Genomic DNA, 26,781 nt, shown 5'->3' with positions numbered 1-26,781 from the left:
GGCAAACCCCGAGGCCTTGCTCTCGGGCACACAACCCACCTGTAAATATGCGCGGGTGCGGCTGCTTTCATTAATGGCATATTCAAAGAGGAAATGACTATGGCACTGAGTGCTGCAGAAAAAGCTGACGTGGTAAAAGAGCACCAACAGGCTGAAGGTGATACCGGTTCTCCGGAAGTTCAGGTAGCGTTGTTGACCGCCAACATCAACAAGCTCCAGGAGCACTTCTCGGATCACAAACAGGATCACCACTCGCGCCGTGGCCTTATCCGGATGGTGAACCAGCGCCGTAAGCTGCTGGATTATCTGAAAGGTAAGAACACCAAGCGTTATGCTGACTTGATTCAGAAACTGGGTCTGCGTCGGTAGAAGTTCAGTGCCCGCCTATCGGCGGGCACTCTTTTTTCCGCCCTCCAGCTTCCGGGCTGGTGGGCTGTAACCGGCTCTGATGAATGTATCCGAGGAGCCATCCGCGGTCGGCGTGATTGTCGCCCGCAAGCGATCTGCAAGATAGCCAGAACCCTTCTGATGTCGCGCATGAGTAGTGAGCGCTGAACGGTTCCGCGTCTTGGCAGTCAATGACTGAATGAAATGAACGTGAAGAACAGAAGGATAGAAGAGTGAATCCGATTATCAAGAAATTCCAATACGGTGGCGAAACCGTAACCCTGGAGACCGGCCGTGTCGCCCGTCAGGCGACTGGTGCGGTTATGGTGACCATGGGTGATACCTCGGTGCTGTGTACCGTGGTCGGCGCCAAAGAAGCCAAACCCGGTCAGCCGTTTTTCCCGCTGTCCGTGCACTACCAGGAACGCGCCTACGCCGCCGGCAAGATTCCCGGTGGCTTCTTCAAACGCGAAGGCCGCCCCTCCGAGAAAGAAACCCTCACCTCCCGTCTGATCGATCGCCCGATCCGTCCGCTGTTTCCCAAAGGCTACATGAACGAAGTGCAGGTCGTCTGTACCGTTATGTCCACCTGTAAGGAAGTGGATCCGGATATCCCGGCGATGATCGGTACCTCCGCCTGTCTGGCGGTGTCGGGCATTCCGTTTGACGGCCCGATCGGCGCGGCTCGCGTGGGCTACAGCCAGGACCAGGGTTACCTGCTCAACCCCAACTACGCGGCGCTGAAAGGCTCCGAGTTGGACATGGTGGTCGCCGGTACCAAAGAGGCCGTGCTGATGGTGGAGTCCGAAGCCCAGGAGCTGCCGGAAGACATCATGCTGGGTGCGGTTCTGTACGCCCACCAGGAAATGCAGGTCGTGATCCAGGCTTGTGAAGAACTGGCTCGCGACGGCGGCAAGCCCCGCTGGGAGTGGACGCCGGTTGAGCAGAACGCCGAGCTCAAGGCCAAAGTCGAGCAGGGCTTTGCCGGTGCCATCGGTGAAGCCTACCGGATTACCGACAAGGCCGAGCGCTACAACAAGCTGACCGAGCTGCGCGCCCAGGCCGTAGAGCAGTTGGCTGACGAAGAAGCCGGTATCGAAGCGGGTGAAATCGAGAGCCTGTTCGCCAGCATCGAAAAGAACCTGGTGCGCTCGCGCATCATCGCCGGTGAGCCCCGCATCGACGGGCGCGACAACACCACCGTTCGTCCGATCGACGTGGAAGTGGGCGTTCTGCCCAAGGCCCACGGTTCCGCCCTGTTCACCCGCGGTGAGACCCAGGCTCTGGTCGTGGCGACCCTCGGCAACGCGCGTGACTCCCAGATCATTGACGCTCTGGAAGGCGAACGCAAAGACCCGTTCATGCTGCACTACAACTTCCCCCCTTACTCAGTGGGTGAGTGCGGTCGCATGGGCGCGACCGGTCGTCGTGAAATCGGTCACGGTCGTCTGGCCCGTCGCGGCGTGGGTGCAGTGTTGCCCAAAGAAGACAGCTTCCCCTACACCATGCGGGTGGTGAGCGAAATTACCGAATCCAACGGTTCCAGCTCCATGGCTTCCGTATGTGGTGCCAGCCTGGCGCTGATGGACGCGGGTGTTCCCATGAAGTCGCCGGTTGCCGGTATCGCCATGGGTCTGGTGAAAGACGACACGGGTTTCGCGGTTCTGACCGACATCCTGGGCGATGAAGATCACCTGGGTGACATGGACTTTAAAGTTGCCGGTACCACCAGCGGTGTGACCGCGCTGCAGATGGACATCAAAATCCAGGGCATCACCGAGCAGATCATGGAACTGGCACTGGAGCAGGCTCTGAACGCGCGTCTGCACATTCTGGGCGAAATGAACAAGGTGCTGGGCGAGTCGCGTGCGACCGTCAGCGACAACGCCCCGCGTTTTGAAACCCTGAAAGTCCATCCGGACAAGATCCGTGACATCATCGGTAAGGGTGGTGCGACCATCCGCTCTATTACCGAAGAGACCGGAGCCTCCATCGATATCGATGACGACGGTACCGTGAAGGTGTACGCGGATGACGGCGATGCGCTGAAAGCGGCCGTTGCCAAGATCGAGGAAATTACCGCCGAGGCGGAAATTGGCGCGATCTACGAAGGCAAGGTGGTGCGCATCGTGGACTTCGGTGCATTCGTCAACTTCCTGCCGGGCAAAGACGGTCTGGTTCACATCTCTCAGATTGCGGATGAGCGTGTCAACGCCGTTAGCGATTACCTGAAAGAAGGTGAGATGGTCAAAGTGAAGTGCCTGGATGTGGATCAGCGCGGCCGTATCAAGCTGTCCATCAAAGAGGCCAAGGCGGAAGAGCAGCCCGCTGCACCGGCCGGTGAGGAAACCTCCGAAGACTAGCGCTTCGGGGTGTGCCCTCCGTCAAAAAGCCCGCACTGAATCAGTGCGGGCTTTTTTCGTTTTGGGCTGGTATTGCTTGGGATTAGCGTCAAGCCCGCCAGGCAAACAGCGGATTCAGCCAACGCATCAGTGGACCGGTGAACTTCATGGGGGCGTCGAGCACGGTCAGGCACACACAGTCCTCGTTCTGCAGGGCGGTGGGCGAGTGCTTGTGGCTAGGGTCTCGCGCTATGTAGTCCCCGGCGTGATAAACACCCAGCTCGTCAGAGAAGCCGCCTTTCAGTACTACGGTCAGCTCATTGCCGCGGTGGGTGTGTACCGGCACCTTGGCGCCCGCCTTGATTTTCTGTAATGCCACCCGGGCGCTGCCCATATCCACCACGTTGGTCAGATCAAACTTGGCAATTTCCCGGGTCTGTTGTTGCCAGTTCAGCTCATCCAGAGACGCCGGGAGGTAGCGCTCCAGCGGGTTGTGGAACCCGGTGGACTCACGTTTCGGGGGCTCGACCGGCTCCGATTCGATTCGTGCCATCAGCGCCTCGAAACTCTTGTTCAATTCTTCCATTTGAGAGTGGTTCTGCTCCGGAATCTGGTCGTCATTGGCGCCGACGCTCGCGGGGGTGGTTTCTTCCAGCAGCACTCCGCCCAGGGCGTTGAGCTTTCGCAACTGGCTCTGGCACTGGTTGCAATATCCCAGATGGACCGACACGGCCAGGGCCTGGGCCAAGCCCAGACTGCCGGCGGAATAGTCCAGCAACGTGAGATCATCAGGGTGATGTGCACTCATAGTTCAGCTGCCTCTAGCATTACACGTAACTTCTTCATCGATAGCCGCAATCGGCCTTTCAGGGTGCCCAGAGGGACGTTGAGCTCTTCCGCCACCTCCTGGTGAGTTTTACCCTCGTAATACACCTTGCGCACCGCGATCATCTGTTCCTCTGGTAGCTCGCCGATGGATTCACGCATGCGCTTCTCGGTCGACATCGCCTGAATGGAGCGGATGGTGGTGTCTTCGGTCGGTATTTGCCACAGCTCTTCGGTATCAACGGTTATTTCCTTGCTGGTACGACCTTTCTTCCTGAGAAGATCAATCCGCTGGTTTCGGGTGATGGTAAATATCCATGTGGATGCAGATGCCAATGAGCCGCAGTACTTATCGGCGTTGCGCCACACGCTGGTCATTACCTCTTGAACCAACTCCTCGGCCTGTTGATGCATGCCCTGGTTGATGGCGTAAGCTTTTATTCGCGGCGCAAAATGGGCATAAACCTTCCTGAAGGCCATGGTGTCGCCCTTATGGGCAACCTGGGCCAACAGCTCTCCCCAATCGGGGCCGTCTCCATTGGCGGAGCTCGTGTTACTCATTGACTGTGCCTTAGTCCTCAACATACAGCGCCTCGCTCGTCCACTACTTATCGGTGTCGGCCGGGGTCTGCCGGGGTGCTGGGCAGAACATCGGGGTTTTCGACTAGTACGTGGAACTGTCTGGAGCGGATCACTGCCTGAATGAAAAGAATGCCGGCCGGGTGATCCCTGCCGGCCTGGTGGCCGTATCCTGGGCACTACTATTTCTCTACCGAGTATAAGAGATGAGCAGGGCGTTTGTCGCGACCGCCTGTCGACCCTCTCAGCGCTATTGGCTCTTATTCTCTTCAGTTTGTGCCAGAGCAGCGGTTCCTGCGGCGTTTAGAGTTAGCCCGTTTGCCCGACTTCGGTTGGGCTTTTTTTGCTGCCTTAAGACGCTGAAAAGTGTGACAAAAGTCCCACTCTGTGGCACATTGAGAACAATCTACCTATGCTTAGATAACCGGCCTGCACGATGTGGGTAGTGCGCGCAATCCTGGATGATGCCCCGACGAGGACCAAAACAGTGACGATCACGGAAAAGACCACTGGAGCCAACATGACCGATCCCCGACACTCCGGCGCCGACAAGGCATCGGCCAATCCGAATGATCCGCAGGCGGTGCAGCACCTCAAGCACTGCCGTGGCCTTGCTGTGGAGTACGCCCAGCGAGTCCTGCCGGTCTTCTGGCGAGAGTGGTGTGCCCGCCTTGAAGACTATGCCGATCGGGCTCGATCCAATAAAGAGGCCATGGCGCTGTTCGAGTATAAACGGATGCTTGAGGCCTCCCAGCACGAAATCGAGGACGACGTCTGTCAGCGGCTCAGTAACGGCTTCGTCAAGTTCAAAAACAAAATGTTGAACACCCTGACCGGGGAGGAGCGATTCAGCGGGGATATGCTCTCCCTGGTCGAGCACTCCGACCTGGAAGAAACCATCGCCATTACCTCCATTACCCACAGGGCCGATGGCTACTTTTCAGGCCAACTGTGGTCGCTGCATCAACGGATGGCGTTGCTTAACGGGGGCGAGAAGATTGACGAAGCAGGTAACCCGGTCAGCCCCGTGCAGTTTTGCGAAGCGTTGCGCAAAGCACTGCTGAACCTCACTCTGGACAACAAAACCAAAATCATCGGGTACAAAACCTTTGATAAAGAGGTGATTGGTCCTCTGGATGAGCTCTATGAGGAGATCAACCACTACTTTATTGAACAGAATCTACTCCCGAACTTACACTACACCGCCAACCTGGATGAGTCGTCCGAAGGCTCCCGCGGAGAGGATGCCTCTGCCGCAGAGGACGCCGCTCAGAGCGATGCGCCCACACGTGATGGCGTCCCCCAACGGCGGGCCTCCGACCGTCTGCTCAGCGGTATGGCCACGCCGGCTGATACTCAATACCAGGCCGGCCTGTACAACGCCATCCGCTTACTCCAGGGCCACTTGACTCAACAGGCGGCGCCCGCCCCCAATGCTGGTGGTGCGTCCGCTCCCTCCGCGGCGGGTGCGTCATCCGTTAAGCCCTACAGCAATGAACAGCTTGTGGGGGTACTGGAAAACCTCCAGGCCCAGGCGTTGACTCAGTCCCAGGCTCTGACTTCCCAGAATGAAAGTGGGCTGATTACAGCCCCCCAGTCGATTCAGAAGGTCAGCCAACAGATGCTGGAACAGATCGCGGCTGAGAGTGACGATCCGGGCAACGTCGATCCGGGCGACCTGGATACCATTGATCTGGTAGGGTTGTTGTTCGAATACATGCTATCGGATGACAATCTGCCGGACTCGGTCAAGGCTCTGCTGAGCTACCTGCACACGCCTTTCCTGAAAATGGCTTTTATCGACAAGGATTTTTTTGAGCAGACTGACCATCCTGCACGGGTGCTGCTCAACAGTCTGGCCGAGGCCGGTGCCCGTTGGGTGAGCAACGACGGTACCAGCCAGTACGATATGTACAACAAGATCAAAACCACCGTTTTCCGGTTGCTGGCGGAATTCAAAAACGACGTGCGCCTGTTCGCCGAAGTGCTGCTGGAGTTCAACGCCTACACCCACAACCTGGCTCGCCGCCAGGAATTGATGGAGCGCCGTGCTCTGGAGAAAGTTCAGGGCGAGGAAAAGCTGCGTGAGGCCAAGCAAAAGGTCAATGACGAGGTGCGCAAGCGCACCGACAACCGGGAGCTGCCCTCGGCGGTACTGCTCCTGCTGCTTCAACCCTGGTCGGACTACCTTTCCTTTGTCATTCTGCGCTACGGGGAGGGCTCCGATAGCTGGCGTCAGTGCCTGAAAGTCATGGACGAGCTACTCTGGACCCTGGAGCCAAAGACCCTGGAGGCGGACAAAGCGCGCCAGATCGAGATTCAGGGCGGGGTGCTTCGAGCTCTACAAGCCGGTTTCGACAACATCGGCTACGACCAGGGCAAGGGCAAAAAATTGCTTGAAGCGGTCGCGTCCCTGCAAAAAATGGCCCTGCAAAGTCGCCGTCCGGAACCGGCGCCAGCGCCCATGCGTTCCAAACTGGAAAGCATCGCGGCAGAGAAGGCCGGTCAGAGCCGGATAAAGGAAGAGCCGGTCACCGAGGAAGAGCAGAAGATCGTCGACAACCTGAAAATGATCGAATTTGGGACCTGGTTTGAGTACGAGGGGGGCCGGCGCCTGAAAGTCGCCTGGTACAACAAACGGACCCTACACTACATGCTGGTCGACCAACAGGGGCGCAAAGTCGCCATGAACTCCGGTTTGCAGCTGGCGCGTGATATGATCGCGGGGCGGGCCAGGGTTATTGCCGGCAGCACCAAGCCGTTCTTCGAGCGAGCCCTGGAGAACATCTACCAGCAATTGAATGCCAAGGCCGGCGGCGAGTCGGCAGAGGAAGCAGTGCATGGTTGATCATCAACGCCAATGGCAGCGCTACACATTGAGCGATGCCGTCGATGTTTACGACAACTTGCGGGATCTATATCTCGGGCGACTGGTAAACCTTAACAGCCATGGCTTCATGCTGATGGGTGATCAGCCCATGGAGGAAGACAAGCTCTACAAGCTGGACCTGCACCTCCCCAAGGCCATTAACGGCCGCAACAGCATCCACCTGGGTGTGGACTGTCTCTGGACCCGCAACGCTGATCACAACGGCAAACACTGGTCCGGCTTCAATATCATTGATGCCTCCCCCCAGGCGGCCGAGGACATCGAAAGCCTGATCGAACATATCGGTCAACCGGCGGAATAAACCCCTTCCATGACATTTCCCCCCGCCTCCTTCGGCGTCGTCCAGGCGTTGTGCCGACTTTCAATAAGGTAAAAATGACTATAATATGCTGGCGACCCCATAATCCATAAAATGGCCTTGATAGAGAGTAGGTTACCGCTATGAAAAAACTCCTGGCGTTAGGGCTGGCCTTGACCTGTACCTTGGCTACGCTGACTGTTTGCGCTGCCGACGGCTACGAAATGTGGCTGCGCTACCCCCCGATTGAGAATCGCTCGCTGGCCAAGACGTATCAACGCCAGTTCCGCACACTCGTCGTCACTGGCGATTCCGCCGTTGTCGCCTCCGCCGCCAAGGAGCTGGAAAAGGGGCTCGCCGACATGCTGGGCGAGCCACCGGAGCGCTCGGATGAGCTCAGTCGGCGCGGTTCGTTGGTCATTGGCACGCCGGAGAGTTCCGAATTGATTGCCGGGCTTGGATGGGGCGAGCGCCTCGCCAAGCAGGGGCCTGAGGGCTACCTGATCGAAACGACCCGAATCGGACGACGCCCGGTGACGGTAATCGCCTCAGAAGGTGAGCGTGGGGTGCTCTACGGCGCGTTCCATCTGTTGCGTCTAGTACAAACGCGACAAGAGGTTGAGCCGCTGGCCATCGCCGAAGCCCCAAAGGTACAACACCGGGTGGTCAACCACTGGGACAACCTGAACCGTCTGGTGGAGCGTGGTTACGCCGGTTTGTCTCTGTGGGAGTGGGGGACCTTGCCACAGTACGATGAAAATCCCCGCTACGAGGACTATGCCCGGTTCAACGCCTCCCTCGGCATCAACGGCACCGTTATCAATAACGTGAATGCCGACCCGCGCATTCTCACCGACCAGTTTCTGGAGAAAGTCGCCGCGCTTGCGAGCGTGTTTCGCCGCTACGGTATCAAGACCTATCTCTCGATCAACTATGATTCCCCGCGCGCCTTCGGTGACCTGGAGACCTCCGACCCCCTCGACCCAAAAGTGCAGCAGTGGTGGAAAGATCGGGTAGAGAAAGTCTATAAACACATTCCGGACCTGGGCGGCTTTCTGGTCAAGGCGGACTCCGAAGGTCAACCCGGGCCCCAGGGGTACGGACGCAACCACGCCGAAGGCGCCAACATCCTGGCCGAGGCCCTGGAGCCATACGGCGGCGTGGTTTTCTGGCGGGCGTTTGTTTACTCCCCGGAGCAGGGCGACCGCTTCCGTGAAGCCTACGACGAGTTCATGCCGTTGGACGGCAAGTTCAAAGACAATGTGATCCTACAAATCAAGAATGGCCCCATCGACTTTCAGCCACGCGAGCCTTTTTCACCGTTGTTCGGTGCTCTGAAAGACACCAATATTATGTTGGAGCTCCAGGTCACCCAGGAGTACTTCGGTTTCTCCTACCATTTGGCCTATATGGGCACCCTGTTTGAAGAGGTCCTGGATACCGATACCTACGCCAAAGGTGAAGGCAGTACCATCGGCAAACTGCTCGGTGGTGAGGTGTTCGAGTACGAACAAACGGGTATGGCGGCAGTCATCAACCCCGGCACGGACCGCAATTGGACCGGCCACCCGTTTGTGCAATCGAGTTGGTACGCCTTTGGCCGACTGGCCTGGGATTACACCCTGAGCTCTGAAGAAATTGCGCAAGAGTGGATGCGGATGACTTTTACCAATGACGGGGCCTTTCTGGATCCGATTGGTGAGGTCATGGCCATGTCACGTGAGGCGGGTGTCAATTACCGCAGCCCCTTGGGACTGACCCATCTGTACGCTCAGGGCCACCACTACGGCCCGGCGCCCTGGCACGATACCTCCGGTCGCCCGGATTGGACCGCGACCTACTATCACCGCGCTGATGAAGAAGGTATCGGTTTCGACCGCACCGAAACCGGCTCTAACGCCATTGAGCAGTATCATGAGCCGGTCACCGAACGGTTTGGTAATCTCGAAAAAATTGATGAAGACTACCTGCTCTGGTTCCATCATCTGGGCTGGGACTACGAAATGGATTCTGGTCGAACACTCTGGGAAGAACTGGTGCACAAATACGATAAAGGCGTCGAGCAGGTGCGTCAGATGCAAGCCCAGTGGCAGGGCATCAAAGGGTTGATCGACCAGCAACGTTATGAGCACGTGAAAGCGTTGCTCGAAATTCAGCTGCGCGATGCCATTCGCTGGCGGGATTCGTCCGTCGCGTACTTTCAAAGCGTGAACGGCCTGCCTTTGCCTGAAGGATCCCCCGAGCCTGAACACACGCTGGATTACTATAAAAAGCAGGAGCACCGGTTCTATGTGCCGGACCCGTGGCATCCGAAGGGCGACGACCGCACGGTCGATTACTGAAGCATTCGCTCCTACCGTTGAGGCGCTTCCGGGTTACCGGATTCGGAGGCGCTAACGTCTTTTCCATTCTGGGAAGCCGCGCTTGGCATTAACACAAAGCAATAGAGCCTGCTCAGGACGATGCGCTCGTCAGAGTGCATTTGCCGATAGAAAGGGAGGTTGTTTTTGTGAGGGTGGAGCAGGGGTGTGACAAGCTCTCGTTCCATGAGAGCTTGTCAGTTCTAGCGGTGGGTTTTAACGGTTCAGATAATCCATCAGCCATTCCATCGCGGGGCGAGGCTGGCCGTTGCTCTGGATCAGGCCTGTGCCTTCCCTCCAGGTCGCGCCGACTACGTAACCCCAGAGAGTGATGCCGACCACATCCGGATGATTATAGAAAATCGGGAAGTGTGTCTGCATGTATTCAAGCTGTAGCTGGTCGTTGGACTCTTGAATGTCATACTCGGAGATGTACAACGGCAGACCCAGCGAGGCAATCTGGTCCAGCTTGTCCTCGATTTCCTGTGCGGTCCAGACTCTCGGGTTATACAGACCATGTGCCTGAAGACCCAATGCATCCACGTAGCCGGAGTTCACTGCTGGGCGGATCATGTCAATGATGGCATCGGTATCCCAGGTCATGAAGTTGTAATCGTTGTAGATGAGAACCGCATTCGGGCAGTGCTCTCGAGCCAGGCGGAAGGACTCGGTAATCCAGTCGCTGCCAAAGGCATTTTCCGCGTAGTTGGCCGGTGCGTGAGAGGGTAGGGCCTCGTTCACCACATCGATCATCTCAGTCTCCGGGTAGCGGTCGCAGTAGTCGCGGATCCACTCTTCGATTTCCGCCCGCTGTTCTGACGCACTCAAACCGTCGATCCAACCCGGGCGTTGGCTGCCCCACACCAGTACGTGAGCCTTGACGGGAATGCCGTTGGCGCGCGCATAGTCGTAGATGGCATCCAGCGGACCCCAGTTATACTGGTCGCGAGTGCCTTCAACCGAGCCCCATTTGCCTTCGTTTTCCGGAGTGATCTGATCCCAGTACTGGGTGAAATCGGAGCGCACGCTACCGCTGGTGGTGATGTTACCCACAAAGAAACCCGGGAAGTTCGGGTTGCCCGGATTGGGGGCGCTGCTGCTTGAGCTGGAAGAACTGCTGGAGCTTGAAGAAGAGGAGCTTCCGTCAAACGGATTGCCGAAGCCGATGGACCCAGTGCAGTGCAGCATTTCCGAGTAAGAACCCGCACCGCACTCACCGTCCCAGGCACCGGTATTGTCTTGCTGATCTTCGGCTTGGTAGGTGACGCCATTGACAATAATGTAATCCACCTGCACGTCGCGATCACCGGAATCATTGGTGAAGGCCACGCGAAGCTCGCCGGAGGCGTCGGTGGTTACACTGTAATTCATCATGCCGGTGGCCAGAGTCCAGGTTTCAATGGTCTGGCCGCCGATTTCCAGACTGACGCTCTCATCGCCCACTGTGCCGCTCATCTGTACGGTGATGCTATTGCTACCGCCGTTGTCTGGCGAGCTGGAAACGCTTGAACTTGAGCTTGAGCTTTGGCTGCTCGCGCTGGAGCTATTGTCGTTGCCACCGCCCTGAACGCTAAAATCGGAAATGCTCGCGGGGCTTCCGCCGTTTGCACAGAAACCGAAGTTGGTGCTGCTCCCGGGAGCGACGGTTGAGTTGTGGGCTGCGGGCGTGACCGTGGTGCCGCTTTGATTTCCGTTCCACAGGTTGTTGATGGTACTGCCATTGAGGTTGAGATCCACGGTCCAGCTGGTGATGTTGGCATCGCCATTGTTGGCGATATCAACGCTGGCACAATAACCGGATCCCCAGTTGTTCGTTACAGAAAGGGTGGCCTCTCCCGGACCGGAGGTCACGGCATTGGCCGCGCCGGAAAAGAGAAGGCCTGCCGACATAAAGACAAGCGTATTGCGCAATTTGTGTTTCATAAAACACTCCTGTTGCTGTTATCAGATAGGTGTTGATGACAGGCAACGTACCGTTGCCGATTACCGGAAAATAGAAATTCCGCGTCAAATACATCAAGCATAGAAACGAAGTTATTGTTATATCGCTTCCTTACTACAACAGCTAAAATGTCCATTGAATGAGGATATTTCAGGGCTCGCTTTCCATTGCGTCACCACTTGAATCGTCGCTTCCTTGTGAGTGGGGATCGGTGCTTCCTGCATCGGCATGATACATGGGGTTGTCCTGATTTTTTTTGATACAGTTCTCATAGGCGCTACTATAATCGGCGGCGTCATTTTGCTCGGCTTCACGCGCGCACATTTCTTCTACGGAGTAGGCGTCACTCTGGTAAATGTCAACTTGAGCGAAACTGGATGTGCTCAGTATCAAAAAAAGAAAACTACTTAAAATTGCCAGCACCCTCATAGTTGCACCCCGTTAATGTCGAGACGGTTCTTGGAAAAAAGGGGGGCTCCTGAGAGCCCCCCGATGACTACCTGTGAGTGAGTGAAGGAGATTGACTTACAGGTTGCCGTACCCAATAGAACCGTTGCAATGCAACCATTCACTGTTGGAGCCACCGCACTGGTTGTTCTGCCAGACGCCGGTGTTATAGCTCTGGTTTTCAGACTGACGGGTGGAGCCATTCACCTGAATGTAATCCACTTGCACATCCCGGCCGCTGGCATCGTTTTCGTATTGCACTACGATGCCGCCGCTGGCATTGCCGCTCCAGGTGTAGTTACTCATGTTGGTAGACAGCGTCCAGCTGGCAACGGTGGTGTTATTAACGCGCAGGTTAATACGTTCATCACCATTGGTACCCCGGGCGCGGACGGTAATGTCGTTGGACCCGCTGCCGCCACCGGAATCGCCGTTGCTTCCGCCACCGGTGTTGCCACCGCCGCCACCGGTACCGGACTGCCAAACAGAAACGTTGGAGCTGCCACTGCTTTGCCAGCCCTCAGTGGCCAAGACCTGATAATTATGGCTGCCCAGGTTCCAGCCTTGACGGGCCCAAGCGTCCACGTGGTTCTGGAAAGTGATGGTGTTGTTATTGCCCTGTGGGCGTTTGGAGGTCCGAACACTCCAGTATTGGTAAAAGGTGGTGTTCCCTTCAATCGAAGGTTTGTTGACACGCTGTGTCCGGTACAGGTCGTAAGTGCCGCCATCGGTGGTCACGGTGCCGGCGGGAGTGCCACCCGGTGGACGGTAGCTTCCCCAGCTGTCGACGACGTAGTACTCAACCAACGGGCCGGTCGTCCAACCGTATAGTGTCAGATAAGAGTTGCCAGAAGGTGAGTAATTGCCGGCGTTATAGCCGATGATGCGGTTGGACGCGCCGGTGCTCCAGCCTTTGCCGCCCACGAAGTTGCCGGTGTTTGACCACTCGTAACTGTAATTGCCCTCGGAGCCGAGAGTCATACAGGCGGAACCACCGCCATCGGTCCAGTGGGTGTAGTAAAAGCCTCCATTGTTACCGGTCTGATTGTCACAGATGGTCTGGGCGGTTGCGGTTGACACACCCAACGCTGTGGCGCCAGTGAGCAGGGCGAAGGAGAGTGATTTCACCCATCCCCCTTGCTTTGATATGACGTCAAGAAACTTCATAATGAATCCTCTTTGCTTAAATTTATTGTGTGCTTACTGACCGTGCGTATTTATCGGTGCAAGTTATGACCGTGTTCACTGTCAGTAATGCTCGAGGCCTTGTCTGATATGACTCACTGCGCTGATTCGTGAGACCGAAACAGTCACCGGTTATTATTTGAAAGTTGCGGTGTAGTGCTCGGCGCCCATGCCAATCCGTGTCTTCCACTTGCCGAAGAGCGGTTGAACCAGCAGGCGAAGTGTCGTTAACCGTCACCTTAAAGTCAATATAACCATAATTGCCGAGAGGGTGTTACACTTTTATATATTCAGAAAGACTATAAGATGCTTCAGGCCGGGTTTGTATGAATGTCATACAGCTCTCTCGCCCAACATAGGAGAAATCATGCTTGTGGGTCGTTTGGTGATGAGAACGAAGAAGCGCCGGCGGGAAAAGGTCAATGGAGAGGTGTCGTCTGATATCGCTTTTAATATTTCAAATTGGTATATGGCGTTCAAAGAATGTAATCGTATTCAAAACGCTGTTTTTCTGTAATGGTCTAGTATTTTCCCGCGCTGTTTCCGGTTTGGCACCAACGATGGGTTTTCATTGACGAAGACGCACAGAGCTCTTTCTGAGCCAGCCTTGTGTCGGTGACGTAGTAGAGCGTGCGCAACCCAATGTCGGTGCGGCCGACATTGTGGTAAATCATGCCAACCAAAATGTCTTCCGGGCTGAACAGGGCCTGGTGTTGTGCGAAGTAGCGGGCGGCCTTTCCGAGCTCACTGTCGGTGAGCAGATCAATGGCGCGTCCCACGCCGATCTGATAGGCCTGGGTCAACAGAAGATCATAGAGAGCCTCACGCTTTTTGAGGGGAAGGTGACCGAATACCGCGTCAAACGGTTCCTTCAAGTTTCGATGGTTCTGCTCCACCAGCCTCAGGGCGCAGTCCACCTGCACCATTCGATGCAGCCGATATGGCTCGGGAACCTGACAATCGTTCAGAACCTTCGGTCGCAGCTGCATAATACCCTGAGCGGCTTGGCGGGAGAGTGCGTCTTTCTGCCCGCCACTTTCGATGATGGTCTTCCCGAGAAACGTCGCCATGGTCCCGTCGGGAAAGCTGAACCGACCTTGAGCTTTACGATGTTCGTAGACAACCTCAAACAGTTTGATCAGGGAAACCGGCTGATCCTTCGCGCCGACGGTCATGCCGTCCCAGGTGCCCCACAGCCGATACTCTTCGCTTGTTCCGGTCAGTCTGTCGATGGCTTCGTTCATATCAACAAACGGTTGGTGGCAGGCCAATGCGAACGGGTAGCCCCGGCTGGTGGTCGAGCCAGGGCTCCATAGCTTCACCCTGGACTCCGCCACCAGCCGGGCTCGCGTCTGGTTAAGCCGCTCGACAGTTTCTTTGGATGAGTCCGCGTTGTCGATATACGCGAGAAACTGGCCCCTTCGGTCAAACAGGATGTGGCGGTCAGGCTCGCTGCAGTAGCCGGTGCTGAACAGGACCCAGGTTCGGATGGTGGCAATATTTTGAGCTACGCCCTGGCTCTCCCAGTAGGGTGTCTGTCTCACCACCTCCAGCCAGCTGTCCTCCAGAGCAGTCGAGTTCTCAGGAGACTCGGTCGATGCAATTGCCGGGAGCTGTGAAGCCATGCCAAGAAGAAGGGCGAAACGCTTGGCGACGCTCTGCAGAAGTATACGGAGATGGCGTTCTGGTGTTTCATTCATAGGATTAAGCGTGCTTTTGGGGCTCTCCCAACGTAGCATGGATTCCAGTCTGTGGCGTCGCCGTTGCGCATATTCAGTCTACTCCGATTTGGCAACCCTCGGGGCAAATGGTGGTATATAATCCGGAAAGGAGCAAGGTGCTCCAGCGTCTATGTCTGCTTTTGTGGAGTGCATGAATGGCCGAGAAAGAAGAGGGGGGCGCCTCATCGACGCCCCCTGAGAAAAAGCATGAGTTGCACCAGGAACTACCGATTGATTTCCCGGATCAGTTCTTTCGGCAGCTCCACAGGATCATTCGGTTCGCCATTCGAGTTCTGGCCGTTCTGATGGTCGCCGTCATTCTTTGGGGCGTGGGTGATGTGATTTATATCATCTATGATCGCCTGATGACCCCGCCGCTTTACCTGTTGGATATCAACGATATCTTTTACACGTTCGGTGGTTTTATGGCCGTACTGATTGCCGTTGAGATCTTCATCAATATTCGCCTGTATCTTGGGACGAACATATTTCCCGTGCAGTTGGTGGTTGCTACTGCCTTGATGGCCATTGCCCGAAAAGTGATCGTGCTGGATTTCGACGAATTGACGCCTCTCTACCTGATTGGCATTGCTGCCACGACGCTCGCCTTGGGGCTAACCTACTGGCTGCTAAGGCAGGGCCAGCAATACGACCGGTGGGACGATTGAGTCCTGCCGTCGGGTTTCCTCAAGGGCTCAACTTCAGTGAGGCCAGACTTATTAATAAGCATTGCCATGCGATAGGTATTGTTTGACTCAGATCAACGGTCGTCTCTTCCCGTTATCAACGCACGGAGCATTACTATGGAACAGCCGATTCTCACAACCGACAGACTCACCCTGCGCCCCTTCAAACAGCGCGATGCCAAGCGTGTACAGGCGCTGGCGGGCGATTGGCGGGTGGCTCAAATGACGGTCAATATCCCCCAGCCCTATGACGCAGGCATGGCGGAAAACTGGATCGCGACGCTGGCACCGGCGTTCAACCAGGGCGATAAAGTCGTTTACGCCGTCACCCGGCGTGACGCCGAAGAGCTTGTCGGCTCGGTCAGCCTGACAGACTTTTCCGGGGAAACCGGCAGCCTGGATTTCTGGATGGGGGTCCCCTTCTGGGGGCGAGGCTACTGCACGGAAGCGGTTCAATCCCTGGTCCATTATGGCTTCAGCCAGCTCGGCCTGTCGGCCATCCATGCCCACTACATGCGCAACAATCTGGCAAGCGGCCGGGTATTGGCCAAGTGTGGATTTCAGCACAAAGGCGAAGTGATGCTGAACTCCCACGGCATGATGCGCCGCTTACAACAATGCGAGCGCTTGCGCGACCGCTAAAAAAAGCCCGCATTACGCGGGCTTTTTTTGGGATGGGTGTGGCGGGTTCAATCAGAACGCCGGTAGTTCATCCAGGGTGATCACCCGTTCGTGGTTATAGACATGCTCCTTGTGGGGCTGAGTGTTGTAGTACTCGCCGGTCCAGAAGTTGGAGTCGTTAGTCACGCCCTCGGGGGTATCGACGTCATTCCAGACCATAAAATACAACCACCAGGCTCCGTCTTCGGCCATCAGGTCCGGGTCCGGAATATTGCTGTTCTCACTCAGTGCGACCATTTTCCGTTCGTGGGGATAATTGGCCGTCAGCTCGTAGGTGCCGATCTGGGACTCATAGTTCTGAGCGCCGTCGTAAATATCGTGGCTGACGATATCCACGGTCTCGTCACCGGGGTACCAGGCGGCGCTCTGGCCATTCCAGACCCACAGCAGGTTGTCCAGACCGTGGTAATTGGTTAGCCGCTCGTACAGGTATTGCCACAGAATCACTTGGGCATAAGCGGCGGGCACATCGTCGGTGCGGTCGTTGCGGCCCCACCAGAACCAGCCGCCTGAGGCTTCGTGCAAGGGGCGCCACAAAACGGTCACGCCAGCGTCTTCCAAGGTTTGCAGCTCGGCGGCAATCATATCCACGTCCGCTTCAATGTTGGCAAAGCTGGTGCTGGTCCTATCCAGCTCACCTTCCACCACCGGAATCACAAAGTCAGTGTCTTCAGTGTAGAACTCGCCGATTTCGCCTTCCGGCGCGTTCGGGTCACGCCAGTGCCAGGTGAAAGTGACCAGGCCGCCGCGCTCCCAGTGCTCGATGGCTTCCTCGGTCTGATTCAGCCCGGAAATACCATTCCAGTACAGGCCGTAGTTCATAAAGTCGTAGCCCATGATGGCGGGCGCCTTGCCGGTGTCATTGATCACCCGCTGGAATTGGTCAATGGAATCCAGCCAGGTTTGGTCCATTTGCCCGGACAGCATATGGTTGCCCCATTGGGATTGCAGGTAGCTGTACACCGCTTCGGTGGTCTCGTTGGCACTGGGGTTGACCGGCTCGTCGCGCATCGGGCCTTGGGTGTTGCTGCCCATTCCGGGGCACATGCTTTCAGACAAGCACACCGAGCCGCCTTCGCTGCCCCAGCTTCCGGTGTCGGTATTGCACAGCGTAATTTCCGACTCGCCGATCAGGCAGTAGGGAAAGTCACCGGCACCGGGGTCGGCGTCAGAGCCGTGCACGATGCAGGAATAGCTGTTCTCCCAGCCCCAGCCGTCGCCGTCGGGGTCGGAGGCCGCCGAGCGGCAGTAGGGCCAACCGTTGCTGGTCGCATTGGGAATGACCTCGCCGCCCTCAGAGCTGGACGAGCCGCTTGAAGAGACCGAAGACGACGCGCTGGAGGAGAGTGAAGAAGACACCGACGAAGCGATGGATGAAGACACCGACGAAGAAACCGCCGATGACATGCTGGATGAGACAGCACTCGAGGCAACCGAGCTGGCAACGCTGGAGGACTGGCTCGCCGAGCTACCACCTCCGTTGACCGTCAAGCCGGTGAGTTCCGCCAGGTAATCACTGCCGGTGCTGTTGGCACAGAAACCGAAATTGACGCTGGCCCCCGCGCGAACCTCGCGGTTGTACCCCATGGGCGTGACGGTATCGCCACTGATGTTGGCGCTCCACAGGTTGTTGATCTGGGATTGCTTGGTATCCAGGGTCAACGCCCACGAACTGACCGCGGCGCTGCCATTATTGTTGACGCTCACAGAGGCGCAATAACCGCTGCCCCAATCGCTTTGAATGGACAGAGTGGCGCTGGTGCTGTTATCTCCACTGACGGTATTGGCTTGAGCCGCCCCGCCGCACAGTAACAGAGTGGCCGCCATGGCACTTCGCCAGGCGGACAGTTTGAAAAAGGGTTTCATAAAACGCTCCTGTTGTTATTGCTTAAAGATTGACGACGCCGCCATCACCGTACTGGTCGTTGCAGGTGATGCGTCCTATACAGCTTTGGCTGTTCTCATAGCCCCAGCCTTCGTCCTCAGTGGCGCACAAGGGGTGAAGGGTGCCGTACCAGTCGCATTGCTGGTTGGCTGTTTCGCTGGAGGATTGGTCACTGGAGGAGTGGCTTGAAGAGGAGGCGGCAACGCTGCTCACGGCGCTGCTGCTTTGCGCCTCGCCTTCTACGCCGTAGGGCGCTGGTTGGCTATCACAGGTGCTATAGCCAATGCAGCTTTCATTGTTCTCCCAGCCCCAGCCGTTGGTCTGGCCGTCGCACAGCGGGTAATGAGTGCCGTACCAGTTGCATTGAAGCGGGCCGGGGGCACTGCTGGATGAGGACGCCGAGCTGGAGGTTGAGCTGCTGAGGCTACTGGAACTGGCAACGCTGGATGAAGAGCTGGCGTTGCCGCCCTCCAGAACCTCTGCGAGTGGGCCGAACCAGGCGTCGGCGATTTTCTCGTCGCCGCTGGCGTTGGGGTGGACCCCGTCATAGGTGTCTGCGTTGTAATCAAAGCCGGTGTACTGATCCACCACAATGATGGGCGAGGCGGCGGTACTGAGGTTGTCGGCCCAGCCCGGGATCGCGCTGTTCAAGGCTTGCACCCGCTGGTTGCACTGAGCGCAGGCCTCGTTAGGGTCCATGGGAATAATTTGTGCGACCAGAATGGTCATGCCGGGATTACTCGCCCGCATCTGTTCCACCAGTGTGGTGAAAGCGTCCAGAATGTCATTGGTGGGGCGATTGCTCCAGACATCATTGGTACCCAGGTGCATGATCACCACATCCGGGTCTGTTTGCGCCAGCCAGTCGGGCAGCAGATTGTCGTAGGCAATGTTGGTGGCGAGGTAACCGCCGTGACCTTCGTTATCGCCGTCGTGCGCGACGCCACAGCCCTGAGGGGGCAGCGTGCCCACGAAGTCAATATCGGTATGGCCGGCGTCCTGAAGCTGATTCCACAGTAGGGCTCGCCAGCAGCCGGGGGAGCCGGTAATGGAATCGCCCAGTGGCATGATGCGGGTCTGGGCTGTGGCGGCGCCTGCGAATAGAGCGGTAACCATTGCCGATAGCAAAAGCAGAGTATGAAATAACCGCTTGTGAGAGTGCGTCATAGCGCTGTCGCTCCTGATGACAGTGAGTGAAGGTGGCGCGCTGATCCGCTTTTATTGGAATGACAATCGGTTACAACGGCCGGCGACAGTCTAGTGGCCAGGGCAGGGCCCGGAACATTAGCTGTGTCTCACTTTGCTCAGGTCATCAGAATAATTTGAAATAAGAAAAAACTTTCAAATTTCAACGCTTTATTCACTCTCCTCTTTTCGCTGGCGATCCTCCTCAAGAACGCGTCGCAGGCTTTCCAGGTTCTGGTTCACGGCTTGTCCGTAGCGCTTCTCATCGCCCCACAATGGCGCCAGTTCCTCAAAAGTGCGCTCGTCGTGCTCGCCAAACATCTGGGCGTGTCGGGCAGCCAGTTCCGGGGTTTGCCCCAATGCGATGAGCGCGTCTTCCCCCACCTTGAGCGCGGAGTGGAAGGTCTCCCGGCGAATGGCCTGAATGCCGCGTTTTCTCAACTCATAAGCGTGACTGCGATCGACCGCTCGGGCGATCACTTTCAGCTCGGGGAAGTGTTTACGGGCCGTATCGACAATGGACAGTGACTTGACCGGATTGTCGACGGCCACCACCAGCAATGAGGCGTCGTTCGCGCCGGCCTGCTCCAGCAAGCTGCGCCGGGACGCGTCCCCGTAGTAGACCTTGTTGCCGTAGCGGCGCACCAGGTCCACTTGCCCCGGGCTGCTGTCCAGAATCGTCAAAGGGATCTTGTAGCTGTTCATCATACGGCCAATAATCTGCCCAAAACGCCCGTAGCCGGCGATGATGACGCCCTTCGAGGGAGAGGGACGGTCGTATAGTCGGTCGGATTTTCGCTGGCGCAGGGAGGAGAAGCGGTCAAATGCCATAAACAGCAAGGCGGTGCCGACCATGGTGACGGCCACCACCAGATTGAGCACCTGGGCGTGGCCTTGACTGAGCACGCCGGCGGTCAGTCCCGCGGCGGAAATGACAAAGGCAAACTCGCCGCCCTGTGACAGCGAAATACCGAAGAGAACTTTCTCCGAAGGGCCGAACCGAAAAGCCGTGCCGACGCCATACAGGACCATGAACTTGATCAGCATCAGGGCGAGGGCGGCGCCCAGAATCAGGAGCGGCTGGTCGACCAGCAGTGGGTAGTCAATGCTCGCTCCCACACTGAGGAAAAACAGCCCCATCAGCAGCCCTTTGAAGGGGTTGAGGTCCGCTTCAATTTCATGGCGGAACTCGCTCTCGGCCAACACCACGCCTGCAATAAACGCGCCCAGCGCCGGTGATAAACCGATGGCGGTCATGGCGAGCGTCACGCTCACCACAATCAACAGAACAAAGCCGGTAAACAACTCGGACTGCTGGGCGTTGGCGATCACCCGAAACACCGGGCGCAACAGATAGCGAGCGATGACGATAATGCCGACGATCACCAACAACGTGATGAGTGCCTGCCAATACGCCGGAAAAGCGGACAACAGGTCATGTCCCACGGGCGTCTCGGCGCTCGAGCCGTTGCTTCTGGCCAACAGGGGCACCGCGGCCAGTATCGGAATCACGGCAATATCCTGAAACAGCAACACCGAGAAACTGTTTTGGCCCACGCTCGAGCTGAGCAGGCCCCGTTCTTCGAGCGTTTGCAGCACAATAGCCGTGGAGGAGAGTGCGAGCGCAAGCCCGATCAAAACCGCTTCCGCCGGAGCGACGGACATCGCCGTGGCCACCCCGGACAACGCCAGTGCGGAAAGCACCACCTGCGCCCCGCCCATGCCCAAAATGGCGCGGCGCAAATTCCAAAGCCGGTGAGGGCGAAGCTCGAGCCCGATCAGAAACAGCATGATCACCACCCCGAACTCGGCAAAGTGGAGTACCGATTCCGGATGACTGACGAAGTTCAACACGTGCGGCCCGAGCAGGCTGCCCGCCACCAGGTAGCCCAGCACCGAGCCAAAGCCCAGACGTTTGGACAATGTCACGACAATCACGGCGGCACAAAGGTAAACCGCGACGTCAATTAAAACATGCTGCATGGTCTTGTCTCAGTCAGCCTTGTGGATCGTGGAGCGCCGTTGCGGGCGCGGTATCGTTCTCGGGAACCAGATACTGGCGGATATACTCCTCAGACAGGTTCAGTTGGTAGAGACACTTGCCGTTGGTCCACAGCAAATGGTCGCCTTCCACCACCTTAAAGGGGCGGTCGAACGCCACCTCCGCGGAAGCGTCACAGCCAAAACGTCGCGTCGTGCCGATGACTAACCATCGGTCGCCTTTCCAATGCCACACTGGCCATTCTCCCCAATGCACCCGGCTCGAGGTAATGGCGCGGTAGCGCTCTCCCCGGAATGCCAAGTCCCCGATCACGCAATGACGTTCGCCCTCCAGGCATTGACGGGTGCTGTGCTCCTTCACATTAAGCGCGTCAAGGAAGTCATCATTGACCTCGGTTGCGGGCAGCAGCGCGAACTGGGCCCGGCGCCAGTCCGTATCGTTTTGTGTCACCGGTGCGATGCGACGCTCCCAGCGAGTTTTCATGGTCAGTACCTGCTCGATACGGGTCTTCAGCGTGGGGTGTTCGGTGACGAGCGATGTCTTCTGAAGCTCTTTTAACGCTTGCGTGCCGTAGGCGCCGAGTTCGAAGCGCAGGTAATCCTCATCAAAATCCGCCGGTGCGGTGGTACCGTTCAACAGGCGCTCGACCTGGCTGTTGGCAGAGAGTTTGTGGAAATCCAGTAACGGCGTATGAACCAGAATAAGCGCCAGCGCCAGAGCCCCTCCCACCCATGTGTTCCATTGACGAATCCGCACAATCGGCAGTGTTCGGTAACGCAGAATGAGCGCCGCGTACCCCAGGCTGAACAGAGCGATAAACAGCGCGACCAACAAACCCCACAACCGACTGACCGTCAGGCCGTACTGATCAATGCGAAGTCCGAGCGACCAATTGGCCAGAAAGACCGTAATGGGCAAAACCACCAATGTGAGCAGCAATAAGCGGCGAAGCCAGGGCAGGCCCTCGAAGGGCTGTTCGTGTTCAGCCACCACGGCGTTGAAAAAATAGAGAATCACCGTCGCCAGCGACAGCATCAACAGGGCGGCAAAGCCGGTATCCCACAGCGGCTCGACGCCGGTGAAGGGTAGGGCTGCAAGAAACAATACCAGAATAAACGAGGCCAGTGGCAGTAACGCCCGAGTGAGAATTTCACACAGATTGCGAACTGTGGCGATCAGGTTCTCACGGTCGCGGATCAACCCCAGGCCCCAGCCGCCCACCAGCCCGGTGACGGGATAGATAAACTCCGGCTCGCTGAACAGCTCCGCGAAAAAGTCGATGTCTATCACTTTGAACAACTGCGCCCAAAGAAAGAGCAACAACCAGAATACGCCGACAAACAGCGCGAGAAAGCCCTGAGTCAGTGCGATGCGCCAGGAGTTATCCAGTAAGCCGGCGTAGTCCAGGCGCTTGTGTTCGCGATGGGTGCGAAAGAAAAAGCCGAGAATAAACAGCGCGATTACCAGAGCGCACACCAAAGAGGGGAGGCCACCGTGGTGCTGGAAGGACTCGGCGCCCTCCGGGGTACTGAGCCACCCCGCTTGCCAACCGAGCCAGAACAGCACGCCCGCTAATACCGCGGCGGCCAGGGCGTTGGCTCGGTCTCGCCAGTGGATGGCCCCGAGGTAGAGAAACAGCGGAACACCGATTGCAACGGTATAAAGCGCGTAGAGCCATTCGGGCGCCGTGGCGGGCCAAACCTCATGAGTGATGGCCTTGTGTAGCAGCAGAAGGCCTAAAGACTGCACTGTGCCGAGTACCATCAGTGCCAGCCGGTTTTCCTCTGAAAGCCCATTATTATTCATTGTCTCTCCATACCCGGTGTTGTCGTCGGTTTTATGATAGCAGGGTATGGAAGGGCGCGGGTAAGCGGTGGCTAACGCACCCCCGGGTAAACTCCGCGGGAGTGCGGCTGAGAGTTAATGGGTGTCGGCGATGTCCTTCAGGCCCTCGTAGACCAGACGAGCCACTGCCTCGGCGCCTTCAGGTTGGAAGTGGGTATTGTCGTCCTGCCCGTCTGGGTAGGCGGAGAACGTGCCAGCTGGCAGATTCATGAAGTAGGTTTCGCTAACGTACTCCTCGCCCTTATTGGAGAAAAATGCCTTCGAGCGTTCCTGCAGATCGATCCACTCTACGCCTTCCTGCATGGCCACTTCCCGAGCGGCATCGTCGTATTCACCGTGGTCGTTTATCAGCTGACCGTCTTCCCAGGGGTAGTTTCGGGCCACCGGGGTCATCAGGATCGGAGTCGCCCCTCGAGCGCGGGTCTGATCGATAAACAGGCGGAGGTATTGCTTATAGCCTTCCACAGTCACATAGCGTTCGGTTTTGTTCACTGCGGCATCGTTGTGACCGAATTGAATCAGCACCAGATCGCCCGGTTTGAGGTCCTCGTCAATACGCTCCCACCGACCTTCCTCGAAAAAGGTACGGGTGCTGCGACCCCCGCGGGCCCGGTTTACCACATTCACACGGTCGCCCTTGATCAAGGGCCGAAGGGCTTCAAGACTGTCGCCATTCACAAAGGGCTCCAGCTTCTGGCCCCAACCGGTGACCGGGTGGCGGTTCTCCCAGTAATCGGCGTTGAGGGTATGGTCCGCCGCTGTTGAATCCGCGGCCAGGTAGATGTGCGTGGTGTCATCGGCGTGCGCGGCAGCGGGAGGGGTGGTGGCACAGGCCTGAAAGGCCCAGGCGGCCGTAGCGGCTACCATCAGCCGGTTGAATAGCGTCATTCTCTCGTTCTCTCTCAATTGATAGTTTTGGCTTTTTGAGCGCACGGTTCGTTGCGCGTGCACCGGCAGGAACTATACAAACATACTGACGTTCGAAGCAACGCTGCCCCAACTGTTTTTGCCCCGACGGAGTGCTATGATTGGGGCCCATTGGCGCCACACAACCATAAGGAGCCCGCTGTGAGCGAACTGTATTCCGAACACCCGGTGATGTTTAAGAACAATCCCATTGGCTTTATCGCCAGTATCATTCTGATTCCTGTTTTCGGCCTGGGGATTCTGATTCTGCTCTGGTGGTACATTCAGACCCGAAGCTCCAAGCTGACCGTCAAGGAGTACGACATTCTTTATGAAGAGGGGCTGCTCAGCAAAAACCGGGCGGAGTTCAGTATCAACGGGATTCGTACCGTGCGGGTACACCAGAGCTTCTTCAATCGCATTTTTGGCGTGGGCACCATCCAGATTTTCACCGCCGGGGACAAACCCGAAATCGAAGCCAAGGGCATGCCGGAGCCCAACCGTGTGCGGGAACTGATCAAAGCGCAGCAAAACGGGGGAGCCAACCGTGGTCGGTGAGGAAGATCGGAACGATAAAAACGAGTCCCGCAAGATAGCCATCGTACTGATCTCGCTGCTCGTGGTGGTGGGCGTCGCCGCCATGCTGCTATTGCCGTCGCTGTCCGAATTCGCCGCCACGCACCTGCAGCCGGGCTTGGGCCTGAAAACCGCCGCGATCATCGCCTTCTTCGTGACCGTGGTGTTATTTCTGGTGTTTGCGGTTTTCTCCGGCGACGGCCTGCTTGGTGAACTGCAGTTTATGCTGCTTGGCTTCTTCCTGTTTTTTCTGATCTTTTGGCTGATGATCGCCTGGATTTTTTAAAGGGCCTTTTTCAGTAAGCCTGCTTCAGTGAGCATAGCCAAACACGGAAACAAAGTGGCAGAAAGTGCCGCCCAGCACAAACAGATGCCACACGAAGTGGGCAAATTTGAGTCGGGCGTCCAACACATAGAACACGATGCCCAGCGTATAGGAGACCCCACCCGCGGCCAGCCATGCGATACCGGCGGCGGGCACCTCCCGGGTGAGCGGGTGCATGGCCACCAACACCATCCAGCCCATGATCAGGTACAACCCCACCGAGAGCACTGGATGGTGCAGCTTCCTCATGCTTTTCATCAGCACGCCAAAGGCCGCCAGCGCCCAGATGATGCCAAACAGCGTCCAGCCCCAGGGGCCGCTCAGGGCGCCCAGGGTGAAGGGCGTGTAGGTGCCGGCAATCAGCAGGTAGATGGCGGAGTGGTCGATATCCTTGCACACCCGCTTGGCGCGCCCATGGGGCAGCATGTGGTAAATGGTAGAGGCCAGATACAGCACGATCATGGTCCCGCAGAAAATGCTGACGCCCACCACAAATGCCGGGTCCCCCAAATGTAGGGCCCGAATAACCATAAACGGCGTTGCCACAATAGCTGCGATAAAGCCGATGGCGTGGCTGATGGTATTGGCTGTCTCTTCCCCGACGGTTTGCAGTCGGCCCTTTAGGGCCCGAACAGCGTTCTCAGTCGTCACTCCTCACACCTCTCTCAATCGACATAGTTTCAGTGTAACGCAGGCAAAGCCGTGCTCGTAATGGTAAAGTTCGCCCTCTTTTGGTGCGTGAGGGCAGTGGCGTGATTTTATCGACTTTCTGGCAGACATTTCGAGCCTATTTGGGCGTGGAGCGAAACACCACCAGCCATGCCGAAAAGTGCCTGTCAGCGGTCGGCGCCTTCCTGGGCATTCTTTCTGTATGTGGTATCTCTTTCTGGTACCTGTCCGACACCGGCGCATTGCTGATGCTCGCCTCCATGGGAGCCTCGGCGGTTCTGTTGTTTGCCGTGCCCCACGGTGCCCTGTCTCAGCCTTGGGCGCTGTTGGGTGGCCATCTGCTGTCTGCCGCGGTCGGGGTCAGTTGCCAGCGCCTATGGCCGGACGCCGCTTTGACGCCGGCTCTGGCTGTGGGGCTGGCGGTCGGGTTGATGTACTACCTGCGCTGCATTCATCCCCCCGGCGGCGCTACCGCTCTTGCTGCCGTCATTGGCGGGGCCAGTGTACACGAGCTCGGTTACCAGTATTTGATAACGCCCGTGCTGTGGAACTCGCTGGCGCTCCTGGCCGTAGCGGTCCTCTTCAACAGCGTTTTCCCGTGGCGGCGTTACCCGGCGCACTGGGGTCATCGCTCGGCCCGGCGTGCTCAAATGAAAGCCCCGGCAACTCCCGTTGTCCTGAGCCAGGAGGATCTGTCGGCGGCGATGTCTCAGCTTAACTCCTATGTCGACATCACCACCGAGGAGCTGGTGGAGCTGATGCAGTTGGCGCGCGAACATGCCGAGCGGCAGGTTGAGCACCCGCAGCGAATTGAAGCCGGTCGTTTCTACAGCAATGGTGAGCTCGGCCACCGCTGGTGCGTCAGGCAGGTTATTGACGCGGCCAACCTCAACGAGCAGCGCCGGGATCAGGTGATCTATAAAAACGTTGCCGGCGAGAACGCTTACGAAACGGGTATTTGCCAGCGCGAGGCGTTTCGACAATGGGCCCGGTTTGAAGTGGTGGAATCTGACGGCCGCTGGGTTAAGCTGGGAGGCAATTGAGA

21 protein-coding genes and 2 pseudogenes are annotated in these 26,781 nt (G+C 57.4%); 10 read left to right on the top strand and 13 right to left on the bottom strand.

From position 1 onward, the window contains the following. Positions 1–99 precede the first annotated feature (99 nt). Complete coding sequence (rpsO, locus tag G547_RS0107450) at positions 100–369, top strand: 30S ribosomal protein S15 (RefSeq protein ID WP_027329312.1); 270 nt, start codon at positions 100–102, stop codon at positions 367–369. A 251-nt stretch (positions 370–620) separates the two neighbouring features. After that, the gene (gene pnp, locus G547_RS0107445; protein WP_027329311.1) at positions 621–2,750 is read left to right on the top strand and encodes a polyribonucleotide nucleotidyltransferase; all 2,130 of its coding nucleotides are present in this window, start codon (positions 621–623) and stop codon (positions 2,748–2,750) included. 88 nt (positions 2,751–2,838) lie between these two features. Here pnp and G547_RS0107440 read toward each other — a convergent pair whose 3' ends face one another. Then, entirely contained in the window at positions 2,839–3,537 is a 699-nt protein-coding gene (locus G547_RS0107440; RefSeq protein ID WP_027329310.1) for a ChrR family anti-sigma-E factor, read from the bottom strand. After that, positions 3,534–4,115 (bottom strand): sigma-70 family RNA polymerase sigma factor, encoded by a 582-nt coding sequence (locus G547_RS0107435; RefSeq protein ID WP_051235085.1) that lies wholly within the window; start codon positions 4,113–4,115, stop codon positions 3,534–3,536. The genes G547_RS0107440 and G547_RS0107435 overlap by 4 nt, the downstream gene beginning before the upstream one ends. 538 nt (positions 4,116–4,653) lie before the next feature. Here G547_RS0107435 and G547_RS20555 point away from each other — a divergent pair. The 3 genes from G547_RS20555 to G547_RS20550 all read left to right on the top strand — a co-directional run bounded on the left by G547_RS20555 (position 4,654) and on the right by G547_RS20550 (position 9,663). Then, the gene (locus G547_RS20555) at positions 4,654–6,981 is read left to right on the top strand and encodes a DUF1631 family protein (RefSeq protein WP_051235020.1); all 2,328 of its coding nucleotides are present in this window, start codon (positions 4,654–4,656) and stop codon (positions 6,979–6,981) included. Then, the gene (locus G547_RS0107425; RefSeq protein ID WP_027329308.1) at positions 6,974–7,324 is read left to right on the top strand and encodes a PilZ domain-containing protein; all 351 of its coding nucleotides are present in this window, start codon (positions 6,974–6,976) and stop codon (positions 7,322–7,324) included. Before G547_RS20555 ends, G547_RS0107425 begins: the two co-directional genes overlap by 8 nt. A gap of 140 nt (positions 7,325–7,464) precedes the next feature. Next, the gene (locus G547_RS20550; protein WP_036187629.1) at positions 7,465–9,663 is read left to right on the top strand and encodes an alpha-glucuronidase family glycosyl hydrolase; all 2,199 of its coding nucleotides are present in this window, start codon (positions 7,465–7,467) and stop codon (positions 9,661–9,663) included. 234 nt (positions 9,664–9,897) lie between these two features. Here the strand turns inward: G547_RS20550 and G547_RS0107415 are convergent. The 5 genes and pseudogenes from G547_RS0107415 to G547_RS0107395 all read right to left on the bottom strand — a co-directional run. Further along, positions 9,898–11,235 (bottom strand): annotated as a pseudogene (locus tag G547_RS0107415) (endo-1,4-beta-xylanase); the annotation flags it as partial. A gap of 18 nt (positions 11,236–11,253) precedes the next feature. Beyond that, positions 11,254–11,571: pseudogene (locus tag G547_RS24035) on the bottom strand (cellulose binding domain-containing protein); the annotation flags it as partial. Positions 11,572–11,773: 202 nt separating this feature from the next. Further along, positions 11,774–12,052, bottom strand: a complete 279-nt coding sequence (locus G547_RS0107410; protein WP_027329306.1) for a hypothetical protein — start codon at positions 12,050–12,052, stop codon at positions 11,774–11,776. A 96-nt stretch (positions 12,053–12,148) separates the two neighbouring features. Next, positions 12,149–13,198 (bottom strand): glycoside hydrolase family 11 protein, encoded by a 1,050-nt coding sequence (locus G547_RS23955; protein ID WP_281167762.1) that lies wholly within the window; start codon positions 13,196–13,198, stop codon positions 12,149–12,151. A 578-nt stretch (positions 13,199–13,776) separates the two neighbouring features. Then, positions 13,777–14,955, bottom strand: a complete 1,179-nt coding sequence (locus G547_RS0107395; protein ID WP_051235016.1) for a hypothetical protein — start codon at positions 14,953–14,955, stop codon at positions 13,777–13,779. A 176-nt stretch (positions 14,956–15,131) separates the two neighbouring features. Between G547_RS0107395 and G547_RS0107390 the strand changes: the two genes are divergently transcribed. Next, entirely contained in the window at positions 15,132–15,644 is a 513-nt protein-coding gene (locus G547_RS0107390) for a phosphate-starvation-inducible PsiE family protein (protein WP_051235014.1), read from the top strand. Positions 15,645–15,779: 135 nt separating this feature from the next. Then, positions 15,780–16,304: a GNAT family N-acetyltransferase gene (locus G547_RS0107385; RefSeq protein WP_027329302.1), complete on the top strand. Its 525-nt coding sequence runs from the start codon at positions 15,780–15,782 to the stop codon at positions 16,302–16,304. 51 nt (positions 16,305–16,355) lie between these two features. Here G547_RS0107385 and G547_RS0107380 read toward each other — a convergent pair whose 3' ends face one another. From G547_RS0107380 to G547_RS0107360, 5 genes are all read right to left on the bottom strand, one after another. Beyond that, positions 16,356–18,209 (bottom strand): glycosyl hydrolase, encoded by a 1,854-nt coding sequence (locus tag G547_RS0107380; RefSeq protein ID WP_027329301.1) that lies wholly within the window; start codon positions 18,207–18,209, stop codon positions 16,356–16,358. A 22-nt stretch (positions 18,210–18,231) separates the two neighbouring features. Continuing rightward, entirely contained in the window at positions 18,232–19,395 is a 1,164-nt protein-coding gene (locus G547_RS20545; protein ID WP_051235012.1) for a GDSL-type esterase/lipase family protein, read from the bottom strand. Between the two features lie 189 nt (positions 19,396–19,584). Next, entirely contained in the window at positions 19,585–21,396 is a 1,812-nt protein-coding gene (locus tag G547_RS20540) for a monovalent cation:proton antiporter-2 (CPA2) family protein (protein WP_036187626.1), read from the bottom strand. 13 nt (positions 21,397–21,409) lie between these two features. Next, positions 21,410–23,221, bottom strand: a complete 1,812-nt coding sequence (locus G547_RS22585) for a DUF4153 domain-containing protein (protein WP_051235010.1) — start codon at positions 23,219–23,221, stop codon at positions 21,410–21,412. Positions 23,222–23,335: 114 nt separating this feature from the next. Beyond that, a complete protein-coding gene (locus tag G547_RS0107360; RefSeq protein ID WP_051235008.1) occupies positions 23,336–24,148 on the bottom strand; it encodes a rhamnogalacturonan acetylesterase in 813 nt (270 codons plus the stop codon). Between the two features lie 180 nt (positions 24,149–24,328). Between G547_RS0107360 and G547_RS0107355 the strand changes: the two genes are divergently transcribed. Both G547_RS0107355 and G547_RS0107350 read left to right on the top strand, forming a co-directional pair. Next, entirely contained in the window at positions 24,329–24,724 is a 396-nt protein-coding gene (locus G547_RS0107355; RefSeq protein ID WP_027329299.1) for a PH domain-containing protein, read from the top strand. Then, entirely contained in the window at positions 24,714–25,028 is a 315-nt protein-coding gene (locus tag G547_RS0107350) for a hypothetical protein (RefSeq protein ID WP_027329298.1), read from the top strand. The genes G547_RS0107355 and G547_RS0107350 overlap by 11 nt, the downstream gene beginning before the upstream one ends. Positions 25,029–25,052: 24 nt before the next feature. On the opposite strand, the gene trhA is transcribed toward G547_RS0107350, so the two are convergent. Then, positions 25,053–25,718: a PAQR family membrane homeostasis protein TrhA gene (gene trhA, locus G547_RS0107345; RefSeq protein ID WP_051235006.1), complete on the bottom strand. Its 666-nt coding sequence runs from the start codon at positions 25,716–25,718 to the stop codon at positions 25,053–25,055. A gap of 101 nt (positions 25,719–25,819) precedes the next feature. Between trhA and G547_RS0107340 the strand changes: the two genes are divergently transcribed. Then, complete coding sequence (locus G547_RS0107340) at positions 25,820–26,779, top strand: HPP family protein (protein WP_027329296.1); 960 nt, start codon at positions 25,820–25,822, stop codon at positions 26,777–26,779. Positions 26,780–26,781 lie beyond the last annotated feature (2 nt).

The sequence above is a fragment of the Marinimicrobium agarilyticum DSM 16975 genome (assembly GCF_000423345.1).
Lineage (GTDB): Bacteria > Pseudomonadota > Gammaproteobacteria > Pseudomonadales > Cellvibrionaceae > Marinimicrobium > Marinimicrobium agarilyticum.
Note: the sequence above shows the minus strand (reverse complement) of the source record. Positions and strands in the feature narration are given on the sequence as shown.

Bases quoted from the DNA above. Each gene is read 5' to 3' on its own strand.
- G547_RS0107390 (WP_051235014.1), top strand. From the start codon at position 15,132: ATGGCCGAGAAAGAAGAGGGGGGCGCCTCATCGACGCCCCCTGAGAAA.
- G547_RS0107435 (WP_051235085.1), bottom strand. From the start codon at position 4,115: ATGAGTAACACGAGCTCCGCCAATGGAGACGGCCCCGATTGGGGAGAG.
- rpsO (WP_027329312.1), top strand. From the start codon at position 100: ATGGCACTGAGTGCTGCAGAAAAAGCTGACGTGGTAAAAGAGCACCAA.
- G547_RS0107360 (WP_051235008.1), bottom strand. From the start codon at position 24,148: ATGACGCTATTCAACCGGCTGATGGTAGCCGCTACGGCCGCCTGGGCC.
- G547_RS0107380 (WP_027329301.1), bottom strand. From the start codon at position 18,209: ATGAAACCCTTTTTCAAACTGTCCGCCTGGCGAAGTGCCATGGCGGCC.
- G547_RS20550 (WP_036187629.1), top strand. From the start codon at position 7,465: ATGAAAAAACTCCTGGCGTTAGGGCTGGCCTTGACCTGTACCTTGGCT.
- G547_RS0107385 (WP_027329302.1), top strand. From the start codon at position 15,780: ATGGAACAGCCGATTCTCACAACCGACAGACTCACCCTGCGCCCCTTC.
- G547_RS0107425 (WP_027329308.1), top strand. From the start codon at position 6,974: ATGGTTGATCATCAACGCCAATGGCAGCGCTACACATTGAGCGATGCC.
- G547_RS20555 (WP_051235020.1), top strand. From the start codon at position 4,654: ATGACCGATCCCCGACACTCCGGCGCCGACAAGGCATCGGCCAATCCG.
- G547_RS0107440 (WP_027329310.1), bottom strand. From the start codon at position 3,537: ATGAGTGCACATCACCCTGATGATCTCACGTTGCTGGACTATTCCGCC.
- G547_RS0107395 (WP_051235016.1), bottom strand. From the start codon at position 14,955: ATGAATGAAACACCAGAACGCCATCTCCGTATACTTCTGCAGAGCGTC.
- G547_RS0107410 (WP_027329306.1), bottom strand. From the start codon at position 12,052: ATGAGGGTGCTGGCAATTTTAAGTAGTTTTCTTTTTTTGATACTGAGC.
- G547_RS22585 (WP_051235010.1), bottom strand. From the start codon at position 23,221: ATGAATAATAATGGGCTTTCAGAGGAAAACCGGCTGGCACTGATGGTA.
- G547_RS20540 (WP_036187626.1), bottom strand. From the start codon at position 21,396: ATGCAGCATGTTTTAATTGACGTCGCGGTTTACCTTTGTGCCGCCGTG.
- G547_RS20545 (WP_051235012.1), bottom strand. From the start codon at position 19,395: ATGACGCACTCTCACAAGCGGTTATTTCATACTCTGCTTTTGCTATCG.